At 48.9% G+C, this 15,233-nt stretch carries 11 protein-coding genes; 3 read left to right on the top strand and 8 right to left on the bottom strand.

The features are described 5' to 3' along the window. Positions 1-48 precede the first annotated feature (48 nt). The 3 genes from M3630_RS21305 to M3630_RS21295 form a co-directional block, all read right to left on the bottom strand. The gene (locus M3630_RS21305) at positions 49-1,191 is read right to left on the bottom strand and encodes a sensor histidine kinase (RefSeq protein WP_251253423.1); all 1,143 of its coding nucleotides are present in this window, start codon (positions 1,189-1,191) and stop codon (positions 49-51) included. Between the two features lie 147 nt (positions 1,192-1,338). After that, positions 1,339-5,403, bottom strand: coding sequence for an alpha-helical endospore appendage domain-containing protein (locus M3630_RS21300; protein WP_251253422.1), 4,065 nt, complete (start codon positions 5,401-5,403; stop codon positions 1,339-1,341). A gap of 441 nt (positions 5,404-5,844) precedes the next feature. Next, positions 5,845-6,933, bottom strand: coding sequence for a glycosyltransferase family 2 protein (locus M3630_RS21295; protein WP_251253421.1), 1,089 nt, complete (start codon positions 6,931-6,933; stop codon positions 5,845-5,847). A gap of 149 nt (positions 6,934-7,082) precedes the next feature. Here M3630_RS21295 and M3630_RS21290 point away from each other — a divergent pair, with 149 nt between their 5' ends. The 3 genes from M3630_RS21290 (at position 7,083) to M3630_RS21280 (ending at position 9,883) form a co-directional block, all read left to right on the top strand. Continuing rightward, positions 7,083-8,186, top strand: a complete 1,104-nt coding sequence (locus M3630_RS21290) for a glycosyltransferase family 2 protein (protein WP_251253420.1) — start codon at positions 7,083-7,085, stop codon at positions 8,184-8,186. Then, entirely contained in the window at positions 8,183-9,067 is an 885-nt protein-coding gene (locus M3630_RS21285; RefSeq protein ID WP_251253419.1) for a glycosyltransferase family 2 protein, read from the top strand. Before M3630_RS21290 ends, M3630_RS21285 begins: the two co-directional genes overlap by 4 nt. Positions 9,068-9,379: 312 nt before the next feature. Further along, complete coding sequence (locus M3630_RS21280; protein WP_251253418.1) at positions 9,380-9,883, top strand: S4 domain-containing protein; 504 nt, start codon at positions 9,380-9,382, stop codon at positions 9,881-9,883. Positions 9,884-9,928: 45 nt separating this feature from the next. On the opposite strand, the gene M3630_RS21275 is transcribed toward M3630_RS21280, so the two are convergent. The 5 genes from M3630_RS21275 to M3630_RS21255 all read right to left on the bottom strand — a co-directional run bounded on the left by M3630_RS21275 (position 9,929) and on the right by M3630_RS21255 (position 15,207). Then, complete coding sequence (locus tag M3630_RS21275; RefSeq protein ID WP_251253417.1) at positions 9,929-10,765, bottom strand: N-acetylmuramoyl-L-alanine amidase; 837 nt, start codon at positions 10,763-10,765, stop codon at positions 9,929-9,931. Between the two features lie 6 nt (positions 10,766-10,771). Then, the gene (locus tag M3630_RS21270; RefSeq protein ID WP_088909473.1) at positions 10,772-11,227 is read right to left on the bottom strand and encodes a phage holin family protein; all 456 of its coding nucleotides are present in this window, start codon (positions 11,225-11,227) and stop codon (positions 10,772-10,774) included. A gap of 94 nt (positions 11,228-11,321) precedes the next feature. Next, a complete protein-coding gene (locus M3630_RS21265) occupies positions 11,322-11,459 on the bottom strand; it encodes an XkdX family protein (RefSeq protein WP_251253416.1) in 138 nt (45 codons plus the stop codon). Then, positions 11,459-11,653: an XkdW family protein gene (locus M3630_RS21260; protein ID WP_197240083.1), complete on the bottom strand. Its 195-nt coding sequence runs from the start codon at positions 11,651-11,653 to the stop codon at positions 11,459-11,461. Before M3630_RS21260 ends, M3630_RS21265 begins: the two co-directional genes overlap by 1 nt. Continuing rightward, positions 11,653-15,207 (bottom strand): DNRLRE domain-containing protein, encoded by a 3,555-nt coding sequence (locus M3630_RS21255; protein ID WP_251253415.1) that lies wholly within the window; start codon positions 15,205-15,207, stop codon positions 11,653-11,655. Before M3630_RS21255 ends, M3630_RS21260 begins: the two co-directional genes overlap by 1 nt. Positions 15,208-15,233: the final 26 nt, after the last annotated feature.

Raw genomic sequence — 15,233 nt, 5'->3', positions numbered from 1 at the left:
CACGTCTGCTATCGCGCGTGCCTTCATGGATAGGTCCTTTTTTGTGCATTAGATATGATGGCTCATCGACATCAAGCCACTCGTACATATGTCGCAGGGTCTGAATTTCATGGAAAATTTCGTCTGCTGATCAGTAGACTCGCATGTAATCTTTCCTCCGTGCCGCTCAATGATTTCTTTGCAGACATATAAGCCAATTCCAGTACCGAGCTCCTTCGTCGTGAAAAACGGTTCAAAAATAACCGAGAGCAGGTCAGGTGGAATTGGCGATCCATTGTTGGAAACGGTAATCAAGGAACTGTCAGGCGTTTGGGAAACGTCAATGATGATCTCCTTATCGCCTGTTTTTTTATGTAACGCATCCAGCGCGTTCGAAATGATGTTGATAAACACCTGCTTCATCTCATCCTTGTAGCCTTTTAGTTGAAAGGTAGGATCGATACTGCATTGGATATCCACATTCACGTCAACGATATTCGGATAGAGGAAGGACAGAATCTCATCAAACAACTCCCAAACGCTAAAAACCTCCATTTGCTTATAGACCGCTCCCTTTTTCGAGACCAGCAAAAACTGCGAAACCCGGTAATTCAATTGCCGCAGCTCATTTTCAATAATTTCTACGTAAGGGAGATTCGGGTAATCTTCTTTTAACAAACGAGAGAATCCCATAATGGAAGTAAGCGGGTTTCGGAATTCATGGACGAAGCTGGACGCCATTTGCCCCAGAATCGTGAGTCTGTCTTTGTGAGAACGCTCGATAAATAGCTTCTTCTCTTCCAAATCGTTGTCTTTGAGGTCGGTGTATTTGAAGACAGCGTGTACCAAAAAGACATCAAAGCATTCGTTTATTTTCAATAGGGCAGGCATTAAAGTGGCAGGCGTAAACGGACCTTTTTGGAGAAGATCGATAACCATTTCCCGGCCCATGCACACGTTGGAAACAAAATCGCCAATGTTGGTCTCTGCCCGGTTTCGTTCATATGCGACCTTGTAAGCCAATTCTTTAATATCCTCAAGAGTGATTTCCGAACGAAAATATTCAATAACCATACGATACAGTGCTTGGCCATTCAGATGGATCAATCCCTTGTATTGATCACTGTCCGAAACGGCAATTCGTCGCTTGAATTCTTTTACGATCGTTGCCTCGTGCTCGTCCAAATATACTGCCAAGTCATCCATCGGCATCTATCCCCACTCCGAATAATAGGGCAAATCCCCTTCCAAGCTATTATACTATCATCACCATTAATTAACTAAATATTTTTACTACTTTAGCGAAAAGAAATAACAAGGGAAAAGGAGCTACTTGTCATCGTAGCTCCTTTTTGCCTGCTACGTACTTATTTTTATAATCGTCAGGGTCGCACCAGCCCCTGTCAGGAGGGTAGCTGTTCCCAATAATCCAAACAGTTGCAGCGTGATTGTGGCTCCAGCGGTGAGAGGAGCGATGACGGTATTATTGAACGATGAAAGTGAAATAGCTGGCGAGATGATCGTCGGCGTGTATGGCGTCCCATTTATCAAGATCCTTGAGCTAACCAGTAACGCGGCAGTTGTGTTAATGGAATACGAAATTAAATAGTTGCCTGCTGATGGAACCGTAAACACCGTATTGGCGCCATTCACCGTAATGCCACCTGTTAACACCTGGTTGTTCGGTAGAGGGATATTCGCTCCTCCTAGGACTACTGCTATGAGAGATCCTGAGGTATTGGCCCCGAAGGCGTTGATGTTGGTGAAGACTGTACCTGTCGCTCCGGTAGGGCCGGTATCTCCAGTGGCTCCGGTATCTCCCGTTGACCCAGTTGCTCCGGTTGTTCCGGTTGCACCAGTGGCTCCAGTGGCTCCGGTGGCTCCAGTGGCTCCAGTGGCTCCAGTGGCTCCGGTATCTCCCGTTGACCCAGTTGCTCCGGTGGTTCCTGTCGCTCCGGTGGTTCCGGTGGTTCCGGTGACTCCGGTGGTTCCGGTTGCCCCGGTGGTTCCCGTCGCTCCGGTGGTTCCGGTGGTTCCGGTGGTTCCGGTGGTTCCGGTGGTTCCGGTGACTCCGGTCTCTCCTGTCAATCCGGTTGTTCCAGTTACTCCCGTCACTCCGGTTGTTCCGATTGTTCCCGTTGTTCCGGTCTCTCCCGTTACTCCAGTCTCTCCCGTTGCTCCGGTCGCTCCAGTTGCTCCGGTGGTTCCCGTTGCTCCAGTTACTCCTGTTACTCCTGTTGTTCCTGTCGCTCCTGTCGCTCCTGTCGCTCCGGTTGCGCCAGTGACTCCTGTTGTTCCTGTGGTTCCTGTTGTTCCTGTGGTTCCTGTCGCTCCGGTTACTCCGGTTGCCCCAGTCTCTCCAGTTGTTCCTGTCGATCCGGTTTCTCCTGTCGATCCGGTTGCTCCGGTTGCTCCCGTTGCCCCTGTTACTCCGGTGGCTCCGGTGGCTCCAGTTGCCCCAGTTACTCCGGTTTCTCCGGTTGCTCCAGTTATTCCGGTTTCTCCTGTTGCTCCGGTTTCTCCGGTTTCTCCTGTTGCTCCGGTGGTTCCTGTCGCTCCAGTTACTCCAGTTGCTCCGGTGGCTCCAGTTGCCCCAGTTACTCCGGTATCTCCTGTTGCTCCAGTTATTCCGGTTTCTCCGGTTTCTCCAGTTATTCCGGTTTCTCCTGTTGCTCCAGTTATTCCGGTGGCTCCAGTTGCTCCAGTTGCTCCAGTTGCTCCAGTTATTCCGGTTTCTCCAGTTTCTCCAGTTTCTCCAGTTGCTCCGGTTACTCCAGTTGCTCCAGTTGCTCCGGTTCCTCCAGTTGCTCCAGTTATTCCGGTTTCTCCAGTTATTCCGGTTTCTCCAGTTTCTCCAGTTGCTCCGGTTCCTCCAGTTGCTCCAGTTACTCCAGTTACTCCAGTTGCTCCAGTTACACCGGTTGCTCCTGTTGCTCCAGTTATTCCGGTTGCTCCGGTTTCTCCAGTTCCTCCGGTTGTTCCTGTCGCTCCGGTATCTCCCGTTGCCCCAGTTACTCCGGTTGCTCCGGTTGTTCCTATCGCTCCGGTTGCTCCTGTTGCTCCGGTGGTTCCTGTCGCTCCAGTTACACCCGTCACTCCGGTGGCTCCGGTTTCTCCGGTTGCTCCAGTTACACCCGTCACTCCGGTTTCTCCAGTTGCCCCAGTTACTCCGGTGACTCCGGTGACTCCAGTTACACCCGTTACTCCGGTTTCTCCTGTTGCACCCATCACTCCGGTTGTTCCTGTCGCTCCGGTTTCTCCGGTCGCTCCCGTGGTTCCGGTTGCTCCCGTGGTACCAGTTACTCCTGTTGCTCCAGTTATTCCGGTTTCTCCGGTTGCTCCTGTTGCTCCAGTTATTCCGGTTTCTCCGGTTGCTCCAGTTGCTCCAGTTATTCCGGTTGCTCCTGTTGCTCCAGTTACACCCGTCACTCCGGTTGCTCCGATAACTCCTGGCGCTCCGGTTTCTCCCGTGGTACCAGTTGCTCCTGTTACACCCGTTACTCCGGTATCTCCAGTTGCTCCAGTTATTCCGGTTGCTCCAGTTACTCCGGTTGCTCCAGTTACTCCGGTTTCTCCGGTTGCTCCGGTTTCTCCGGTTGCTCCGGTTGTTCCTCTCGTTCCAGTTTCTCCTGTTGCCCCAGTTACTCCGGTTACTCCAGTTACTCCAGTTACACCCGTCACTCCAGTTACTCCAGTTACACCCGTCACTCCGGTGGCTCCAGTTGCTCCTGTCGCTCCAGTTTCTCCCGTTGCCCCAGTTACTCCGGTGGCTCCCGTGGTACCGTTTGCTCCGGTTTCTCCTGTTGCTCCTGTCGCTCCTGTTGCACCCGTCACTCCGGTTTCTCCGGTTGCTCCTGTTGCTCCTGTCACTCCAGTTTCTCCGGTTGCCCCAGTTACTCCGGTGACTCCGGTGACTCCGGTGACTCCGGTAACTCCGGTAACTCCGGTAACTCCGGTAACTCCGGTAACTCCGGTAACTCCAGTTACACCCGTCACTCCGGTGGCTCCAGTTGTTCCTGTCGCTCCAGATTCTCCTGTTGCACCCGTCACTCCGGTATCTCCGGTTGTTCCTGTCGCTCCAGATTCTCCTGTTGCACCCGTCACTCCGGTATCTCCGGTTGTTCCTGTCGCTCCAGATTCTCCTGTTGCACCTGTTGCACCCGTCACTCCAGTTGTTCCTGTCGCTCCAGTATCTCCCGTTTTCCCAGTTACTCCGGTGGCTCCTGTTGTTCCTGTCGCTCCAGATTCTCCTGTTGCACCCGTCACTCCAGTTGTTCCTGTCGCTCCAGTATCTCCCGTTTTCCCAGTTACTCCGGTGGCTCCTGTTGTTCCTGTCGCTCCAGATTCTCCTGTTGCACCCGTCACTCCGGTATCTCCTGTTGTTCCTGTTGTTCCTGTCGCTCCGGTATCTCCTGTTGCCCCAGTTACTCCGGTGACTCCAGTTACACCCGTCACTCCGGTTTCTCCTGTTGCTCCGGTCGCTCCGGTTGCACCCGTCACTCCAGTTTCTCCAGTTGCACCCGTCACTCCGGTTTCTCCAGTCACTCCGGTTTCTCCAGTTGCTCCGGTTTCTCCAGTTGCTCCTGTTGCTCCAGTCACTCCGGTTTCTCCAGTCACTCCGGTGGCTCCAGTTATTCCTGTCGCTCCAGTTTCTCCTGTTGCCCCAGTTACTCCGGTGACTCCAGTTACACCCGTCACTCCGGTTTCTCCCGTTGCCCCAGTTACTCCGGTGGCTCCTGTTGTTCCGGTCGCTCCAGTTTCTCCGGTTGCACCCGTCACTCCGGTATCTCCAGTTGCTCCAGTCACTCCGGTATCTCCAGTTGCTCCAGTTGCTCCAGTCACTCCGGTATCTCCAGTTGTTCCGGTGGTTCCTGTCACTCCTGCCGCTCCAGTTTCTCCTGTTGCACCGGTTGCACCAGTTAGTCCGGTGACTCCAGTTACACCCGTCTCTCCGGTTTCTCCCGTTTCCCCAGTCACTCCGATGGTTCCAGTTGTTCCGGTCGCTCCCGTTACTCCTCTCGCCCCAGTCGCTCCGGTAGCTCCGCGTGGTCCCCTCGGTCCAGTTGCTCCCGTTGCTCCCGTTGCTCCTGTCGGTCCAGTTGGCCCAGTAATCCTCCGTACCGGATGTTTAGAAGCATCCAGCACAACCTCCAGTTTCTTTTGCAAAAGCATGTCTTGCTTTATCGTTGCTTCGAGCATGTCCCCCACACTGTTGTTTAGCGCGAGCAAATCCGAAATGGTGGCTCCTGGTCCAGATAGCCCGGGAATTGTCCCGAGTGCATACTGAATTTTTTCAGCTTCCGCATTTAAAATATGACTAAGTCCCAACTCTTCCATAGCTAAAGAAGACAACATGAAATTGAGCGCTTCATCACGCCCTATATGAATGGTCGGGGTGATATTCGGTATATTTGGAAATGACATGATTCTCCTCCTCTTTGAAAAGGATGTTTCCCCTCCCTCATGAGTTGTTACATAAGAAGCCATGGCATACTGATTTCCCAATCATTTGAAAATGTATGGAATGAAAAAATCGCGCTTCCAGACAACCACGAGAAAATAGAAGGAGAAAGGAAATCGTTGCTCATTCATTAGAGGAATCAATACGAGGAGTAATCGTTATCGAAGTGCATTACCAAACCGTAATCGGGTCTTATTTTTCATCCATCCTCTTCCTCCAAAAAAGAAGCCATCCCCCTTAATCTAAAAAGGGATTCCAACAAACTGTCGTGCAGCTTTTACCAGTAACGGATGGAAAATCTCCTTCTTTAATCAACGAGGATCGATTCTATTTTGTAAAGAAGACCCGAGCAAAATAACAGCTTCCCCCATACAATACGAACAACCAAGAAGGAGTATAGCCATCTATTGTTCCACCGAATCCAATTGCTCCAGTCTTGCAAAATAAGCTTCGTTGTACGCTACACTTGGATGTGTCGGGTAAAATAGCTTTGCCATGTCGTGATGAATTTTAGCCTTTCGCTGATCCCCGATTCGATCGTAGCAGTAGCATAGCTGTATATGAGGCAGCCACGTCCATGCCGATTCATCTACCTTCCCCATGGAATCTTGTGGCCGCTCCAATAATGTCGCTTGTCGGTACCAGTAAATGGCCTTTGGGAAATCCTGCTTCTCCACAAAAAAAGCCCCCATCCTGCAGCAAATCTCCGCACGCGGAAGGTCAATCGCAAGTGTCCTGGTCAAGGATTGGATCTGTTTTTCAGGCTGTTTCAAGTGAGCGTAACACTCTGACTGCTTCTGGCACGCCCATATTTGATCCTCGATCCAGCCCAAGCCTCCGTCCAAAAATAACTGATACTGCTCAGCCGCCTCTTCGTACCTCGCATGATCGAACAGTTCATTTGCAAAATAAAATTGGTCACGCGGTTCAAAAACCTCGCCTTTTTCCTTGCGCTTTACATAAATTTGCAAATTCCGGTCTGTGTACGGCTTATTTTTTTGGTGAGTAATGGCGATTTCGCTGTGCAGAATATCCCCCGCAACAGCCAAATACTCGTGAACTGCCCCATGCCAAACAAAGTTACACTTCCTTTTGACGAGGCGATTTCTCCGCAAATAGTGAACCGGCTTCCCTCGTTCATCTACCGTTAAGTGGTACGGCATCGAGACACTGTCGTAATCGAAATTGTCCACGGCCTTCAGTGCTGCAAAACGTTCCCGATCCGCTTCCAAAAGCACATCGTCCGCATCCAGCCAAAAAATGTACGTCATCTTGGCTTGCGCAAAAGCAAAGTTACGAGCTGCTGAAAAATCGTCCACCCAGGTAAAATCAAACAGTTGTGCACCATAGGTCAATGCAATTTCTTTGGTCCGATCTATCGACCCTGAATCGACAATAATGATTTCATCCACCAAATCGTAGACCGTCGACAAGCATCGACCGAGTGATTCTTCCTCATCCCGAACGATCATGCACAAGCTAACCGTGAACATGCAGATCGCCCCCTCCCCAGAAAATCATTTTCTCAACATCCTATTTCCTTCCATCCCCCTTTATGTATCCGTACTTTCATAACCATCTCCCCACACGAATATGGTGTAACAATATGTTCTGACAACACCGAAAAGAAGGTGATCATCAAATGAGCCCGCCTCTCCTTTCCCTATGCATGATCGTCAAAGACGAAGCAGACCAGATCGAAGCATGCCTGTCCAGCGTGCATATGGTGGCAGACGAGATCATTGTTATCGATACAGGATCAACCGATGGTACACAGGATATTTGTCGGAAATACGGGGCGAAAGTTCTGGAGATTCCTTGGGAAAACAGCTTTGCGAAAGCGAGAAACGCCGGATTGCAGGTTGCCAAGGGAGAGTGGATTTTATGGCTGGATGCAGATGAAATCGTACAAGAAGAAAAGCCGGGGGTGCTTCGTCAAGCTATAAGTGCCAGCAAAAGCGACGCCTTTTTTATGAAAATGATCCATTACACTGGCTCGCAAAAGGAGCAAGCTTCGCGCCACTCCGCCTACCGATCCGGGCAAGTCCGCTTATTTCGCAACAAAAAAGGATTTCGATTTGTGCGCGACATACATGAAGTGCTCCAATGGCCCTCCACCGCTTCGAGAGATATCTCCATCCCTTTGCTACCTGTACATATTCACCATCTCGGATATATGGACGATGCCGTTCAACGAAAACAAAAAGCTTTGCGCAACTTGAGGCTCTTACGTCACGAAAGAAAGAAATCCAGGCAAGACCCGTGGTGCGATTACCATCTCGCAAACGAATTTTTTCGCGCCAAACAATTTGAATATGCATTTACACTGGTGAATCAAGCAATGAAAGGCTTTTTAACCACCCAAAAACCTCCCCCGTCCATTTGCTACAAGCTGAAATTCGATATTCTTTTCCAGCATGGTAGCATGCACGGAGCATGGCCGGGGATTGCACGAGCTATTCAAATCTACCCCAATTACGTAGACCTTCATTTTTACAAAGGCGTTTTCCTGATGGAGCATGGTCTGTATGCTGAGGCGGTAAAAGCTTTTGAGTATTGCTTGGAGATCGGGGACAATCAGTGGGAGCATTTTAGTGAGCAAGGAATGGGGAGCTTTTACGCTTTTCACTTTTTGGGACGATGCATGGAGCGCATGGGCAAGACACATGAATCCCTTGTCTACGATTACACAGCGAGCTCCATACATGCTTCGCACTTCGGAAAAAAGCGGGAGGTGGTGCTATGAGTGTGAAAACAAGCGTGCTAATTGGCAGTCCAGTTTGTCAGAAACCAGATGTTCTCCGGATGTTTTTGTTTTCGTTAGAAAGGTTGTCGACCTCAAACTTGACGTTGCATTATTTGTTCGTCGATGACAATAACGATCCGCATTCGAGCAATATCCTTCAAAACTTTGCAGACAAATACACGGGCCAGGTCGACATTATCCCCGCTGCTGGCAACCTCCATCCTTACACATGCGATGAGAAGGCCCATTACTGGAGCGAAGCACTCGTATGGAAGGTCGCTGGATTCAAAGACGAAATGATCGCCCGCGCCAAACACCAAGATTACGATGCCCTCTTCCTCATCGATTCGGATTTGCTTCTCCAGCCAGCCACTTTGGAAGTTTTGCTCGCCTCTGACAAAGAGATCATATCTGAAATCTTCTGGACGAGCTGGACACCAGATACCGTCCCCGTCCCTCAGGTGTGGCTCAAAGACGAATACACCCAATTCGAATGCGCACGCCATGAACAAATTTCCTTGGAAGAACAATACCTGCGGAAATACGCTTTCTACGGACAACTACGTGTCCCCGGCGTATATGAGGTAGGTGGTTTGGGAGCCTGCACCCTCATCCGCAGAAAAGCGCTGCAAGCTGGCGTCAGCTTTAGGCAAATTTCAAACCTGAGCTTCTGGGGAGAGGACCGTCATTTCTGCGTCCGGGCGCAGGCTTTGGGTTTGTCCCTTTTTGTGGATACACACCATCCCGCTTTTCATCTCTATCGGGAGAGTGACTTTGCGGAAGCGCGAACCTGGATGAAGCAAATCTATGGCTCCGCTCCTTTACGCGTGAAAACCACTCGTCCTCCTGTCATCAACAATACGATCCCCCTTGGAAATTAACCCATTATATGGTATGCTGGCGACAGGTCTATTTGGATGGAAAGGTACGGTAACTACTTATGCCAACAACTACTTTGTAATGGCCTAAAAAACTGGATAGCTTGCCCTTCGGAAAACAAACGGTTTTTCGCACAGGTGCAGTCTGCCCTTTTTTCCCATTACAAAGGAACGTAACGAAATCTGTAGGTGTATATCCTAACGGAGGTTCGCTATGGGGAATCTCCGTTTTTTTGTGTTCAAAAACAGACCTGCCCTACAGGACATCCAAATAGCAGATGCGTTCCTTTCACTTTTTAGACGAGGTGAAGGACCATGCATACCATCGAGCATACGTGGGTATTACGTGAAAATCATGAGAATCAGCCAGTGCGGCGATATTGCAGCAATTGTGGGCGAACCGTTCTCTTCTTCGATACAAACATCCGCCGCCACAACGCAAACGGCAAAAACATCTATCGCTTCGCTATCTATAAATGCGAAAAAAATCATACGTGGAACGAAAAGCTCGCCATCTATAAAGCCTTTACAGATCATCGGGAGGTGCCGGATACGGAGTTCAGTGAAGAGATCGCGCCCCTCCCTATACTCCCCTTGCATAAATACCAGGAAAAGGGCGTTCAGATAGTGACGATTCGAATCGAGAGCGCAGAGGCCCGCTTCCGCCTAGACAAACTGCTGTCCGAACAGATAGAAGGCTGGAGCCGCAGCCAGATTGTCCGCAAGATCAAGGACGGGCATATTCGCCTGAATAAGAAGGAGACGAAGCCAAGCGCTGTCTTGAGTGCAGCGGATATCATTCAGATTCGGATTGAGTAAAAGTATGTATGGAAAAAGTCGCAGACGGAATCTGCGGCTTTTCTTTTATTTCTTCAATACGACCGCTTTTCTCGGCTCGTCCCACTCCACTTGCAGTCCTAGTAAGGCAGCAAGCTCTCTTGTTTTTGCAAAAGCAGTTCCCTGGTCGTTTACATAGGAGACTTCCTGTCCGTTCACGGTCACTTTTTGCGTAGAAGGCTCCCATTCCACTGCTCCACCCACTGCCTCCGCAATCATTCGGATGGGTACATAGGAAACATCATCGATTAGTTTTCCTGTGGAGGTAAGTGTCAGTTCAACTGCGCACTTATCCACATCGGGCTGTGGTTTTTGTGGATAAGCTGTGAGAAACCTGTGGACATCCTGTTGAAACTTTGCCCATGCGTCCTTCGCTGGCATTCCCGTATAGGCTTGCGCGGTCGTATTGACGACAAAAAAGGCCGGGCAGTTTTTCCCCGTAATGTCGTAATGACGCCACAGGTGCTCGACTCCCCAGCCATGTCGCTTCAAGATATCCGCGGTCAGTGCCACTGTTTGCTCGTACATTTTCGCAAAGCTTCCATCTGCATTGACGCACATTTCAATCCCAATCGTGCAGTTGTTCGGGTAGTTGCTCAATTTGGTCAAGGCGGCCTGTGAATAAGTCTGCGCCCCGACGTGGTAGCCCATCTCGTCCTCGGGTAGACAGCGAATGATTTGCTTGTCGTCCACGATGTAATGAGCACTAGCTACTGTCGTTGGTTTGTTGAAGTAGTTTCGGTTTGCGGTGGCATTCGCCCCACTGCGCTCGTTGGCCGTCCAGTGGATGACGACTCCTTTTGGGACGATCTTCTTTTTGGGGCGGGAATTTACGTTGGTCAAAAGCATCTCGGTGATATTCATCGTTTACTAGGACTCCTTTCGTTTGGCTCGTTCAGCCTTTGCCTTGATTTCGGCGCTGACTAATCTCTCGATGGATTTGGGCATCGGCCAGCCTGCGCGGTGGGCATTGGCGGTCAGGCTTGTCCAGGTGTGGTAGATGAGGCCGAAGGTGACGCCGTAGAACAAGAAGCCCGGGGTGCCCATGACGCGGTCTAGGAGATTGGCTACGGCTGGTAGGGCCATGAGGAATAAGGTGCGGGGGATTCGGGACAGGCCGTAGTCGGAGGAGTAGGATTGGTCTTTTTTGGCGGCGGAGATGCCTGTGATCCAGTCGAGGACGATCATGAAGAAGAGGACGATGAGGATGTCTTGGCGGTTGGTGCCGTATAGATAGTGAAAGGCGGGCGACACGATTGCACCTGCTGTTGTCGCCCAGGCGTTTGCTGGGGTTGCGATGGTGTCTAGGCTGTGTAGGGATTTCATAGGTTCGTACCTCCTCGCCCCTTAAGGGAATAAAAATAGCCCCGTTAATTACGGGGCTGACTTAAATTATCTGTGTATAAAAATTAGTCGTAGCTCAAAAATCTTGGTTGGTAATTTGCTTGAATTCTTCTGGCGAGATTTCTCCAAAAGGATTGGATGTAGTTTTTACTGCTAGCCGCAGCTTTTCTACTGTGACCCACTTCTTGCTAAATGCCAACTTCCAAAATGCCATCAGTTAGCACCTCCTTTTAATTGGATGAGCTCAAGCTTAACCTGGGCTAGCTGTTCACCCATTGTCTGGATTAACGCATCCTTTTGGATGTTGCTAATTTTGAGTGAGGAAAGCTCCTGTCCCATTGTCATTACTGGATCGGTTTGTTGCTGCTTTCTAATCTCTGAAATAGCTTCTTTATTTTGCATTTTCATTAATCGAACGCCCCCCCATAACCATTTAGAAGTACACGTTCCTTTGCTGTTCCTTTGTCGATTGTCACCCATAGATTAATAGCCCATTCGGGAGCTGTTTTAACCTTATTGGTGAACAAATAGCCTCGATTTCCCTTTACTGCCCCTGTGCAATCTTCCCATGTAGGTACATCATCTAAGTAGTTATTGCAGACTTTCACACTTTCAATGGACGAGCCTTCTGGCAAGTATCTTTCAAGTGTCACTAATACACGTAATGGCATACCGTCCAATGTGAAGTCTGCTTTAATGTCTGGATTTCCGTACTCTAGCATAAATTCGATATGGGTCTCTTTTCGGGTGAATGTGTAGATCCGTTCGGATGATATTCCTGCGCTGTCCGTGGCAACGATCTTGATTTGATGCTGCATGTCCAAGTCCAATCGAATCCAAGCGTCATGGCTAATTTCAACTGTGTATTGTTGTCCGGCTACGCCTGCAAACGACCTGATTTGTTTGCCGTTCAGATACTCGCTAAAAGTGAAAGTGTTGCCCTCTGGATCGGTGGCTGAATAGTTCACGCTTGGAATTTGTGTGAACGCGCCGAGGTCTTGATTTGTTCCGCTGATGACTGGCGGCATGTTGTACTTGACGGTGAAGTCTCGATATACAGGCAACGAATTCACTGTGTTTGTCGTATCGGTAGCAGATACAATCATAGTGTACTGTACAGACTCGCTTAGTACAAAAGATACTGGAGTAGAACCGTCGAACAATTGCTTGTTTTTGTAAGTTAACGTCTTGCTGAATGACCTTGGAGTTGTTCCGTCGCTAACATACGAATCAATCGTGGTAGTTATGGCACCTACGGCGATCTTTACGTTAACTACTGCTCCTGCGCTCTTGCACAGCGTCTCGCCTGTAACGATGTAGTTCTGACCTTCTATCAGTTGCATTCCGTTTGCGGGAGAACTCAGCGTAACTACTGGAGGCTCAGCTACTTGCCAAGTACCCAAGAAAGAAACCATTTGCGCACTGTCGGAAGGTCGTTGTTGTCGGAACGCAATTGGCGGCACTGTCGTAACTGTCTTTAGCGATGTTTCTCTAAAGGGGGATATGGAGTTTTGGATCGGAATTATAACTTCGCTTGTAAGCACTTTAGATGCCGGGAATGTTGCGAATCCATCTGTAGATGAAGTCATGTACAAGGTATTTCCGTTTGAAATGTATACGTACACCGCATTTTCTTTGTCTACAGCCATCGCTACGTCTGTGCAATTCCCTAGGTCGACATAACTTTGTACCGTTGACATATTATCTAAAGACCTACAGTATAGCGCCTTTACAATCCCAACAACAGACACCCCAGCAAAGAAGTTTACAATGCCTCCCGGAGAAAACCTAACCGTTGGGTTTATGATCGTCCCTGATGATGCGTTGTATATGATCTTTGAACTCCAAGAGTTAGAGCTTAGCAAGCTGTAGATTGAACCCATGTAAGCTAATGTTCCGTTCATTTCTCTGTAAACTATAGACTCTCTAGTTCCATCGTGAGAAATGTCGTGATTCACATTACTGAACGTTACGTTTGTCGCATTGGAGTTTGATAGACTTTTGAAACCCAAGAACCCTTTTATAGTTCCGTCATCTTTTAAATCAGCTTCACCCCTTACGATGTTGAAAGCGTTTGGCAATCCTGATTGTTTTGCTGTAAAAACGATCGAAAGTGTATTCTTCACTTTATTAAACGCCAAACTGAAACTATTTGTGTCAACGACACTGTGAGCGCTGTACCAACTGCCGGGGATCGTTCCGTTGAGAGACAATTGAGTAACGTCTATAGAAAGCATGGAAACCATCGTGGTAGCTTGCTGACAAACGATGTACAGCATGTTTCCGTTAGAAACAGTACTCCAACCCTTCGTGAGCAATCCATTGAAGTATCCGTAATTACCCCAGTTCTTCCCTCCGTCCTTACTCATTCTGAGGTAACCAATTGTTCCAGCCGCATCCCTAACAACATGACCAAACCACCCGTTGTCAAAACGCATTATAGGTGCTGATGATATGTTATAGTAGCTTCCACTAGCGATTTCTGTAGGAACGGTTATGGCTCCGTTTCTTTGCTTTACAGAAAACGCGGTTGTTTCTGTCGGGGTAGACAACATACCTTTGTCATCCTCGGTATACACTCGAATCTTAGATTCTGTTGTATCCAACATCGCAGAGCAATTGAATATCGTTGGAGATGTAGGTGTGTTGCCTATGAACTCCCACGCACCTTTTCCGGGGTTGTATTGTTCAACCCTAGCCATGACGGTTCCGCCCTCTGGGTCTGTTCCCATCGTGAAGCTTATCTGCATTTTTTCCCCTACGTTGTACGAGGTCTTGTCCATCGTTACGTTCGTTGGAGGTGTTGGCGCCTGGTTGTATTTAGCCTCCAAGACGAAAGCAAAGTTTACGAACCTAGCGTTGTCTACGTAATTGAACGTCCGTTCCTCTGTTGTTAATGCAGTTCTAGCCATAAGGTTTCTGGTTGCCCACTGTGTACGAGTTGATGTCCATGGCAAGCTATAGATTTCGTACCCTTTTGGGTTTGTTGTTAACGGAGGTGTATTTGCTTCCAATGACATGATGCCGACGAACATGGCACCAGACCTCATTGATTGAGCATCAGGGACAGTTGTCACCCTAGCAAACAAACCGTCATTTCTTATCTGAACCGGAGTCATAACGTCAACGTTCCTGTAAATCATAGAGCCTACTCGGTAAGGAACAGAGTTGGTCGTCGAAAACGTTGGAGGAGTAACCACACCGTTACCAGAAACGATCTTGCGCAAAAGGATGTGTCGGTAGTTCTGTACCACATCATGGATAACTTCCCAGTCACCTGCGATGTTGATAGCTTCACTCTTATTCTCGATAATGACCGAGGTTATGATGTAGTCCTTGTCCGTATATCCAGTCGGTAGCGTCGGGGAAAACGATGTTCCGCTTCCGTTTTGCGATACCTTGTTAACGATATATACGTCTTCGCGGTTTTCTGGCACTGTGTAATCAACGATCAAACGAGGAGCGTAGTTAAGGTCGCTAGCGCGAGAGTTGTGATACGTGAAGTCTAAGTAGTCGTTGTCGTTCACCAGACTAAGTCGGATGCCAAAGTTGACACTTTTGCAAGAAATCCACTCTCTAACAAGCGGGGCAATATCCATAACGACAGGGGATGTTCCGGTTGAGAATACATCCTGTACTTTTGATGTCCCTAGAGTTGGTTGGTTGTTAAATGTCAATTCTTCATTTTTCCATGGAGACGTAACCATCGTAGCGACAAATTGGTATGTTCCTGATCCGGTTCCACTAAATCTAGTCAGCGTTAGTTTTGCGGAGTTGATTATGGCATTGGTCGGCAACGTGCCCAAGTCAAAGTTGATATACGAAAAATATTGCGCTGATCCATTCGTGCTTTTTCCAAACGCGCTTGCGGCTTGTCCTACAAACGAGTTATTCGGGCTGTTGCTGGTTACATACGAATCTCCTGTGATGCTATTTGAGTACGTCAGGTTGATTACAGGCATGCTTTACCTCCTATCGTTCTGTTACT

Origin of the sequence: Brevibacillus sp. MER 51, from assembly GCF_023714195.1 — a bacterium.
Taxonomy (GTDB): Bacteria; Bacillota; Bacilli; order Brevibacillales; family Brevibacillaceae; genus Brevibacillus.
Note: the sequence above shows the minus strand (reverse complement) of the source record. Positions and strands in the feature narration are given on the sequence as shown.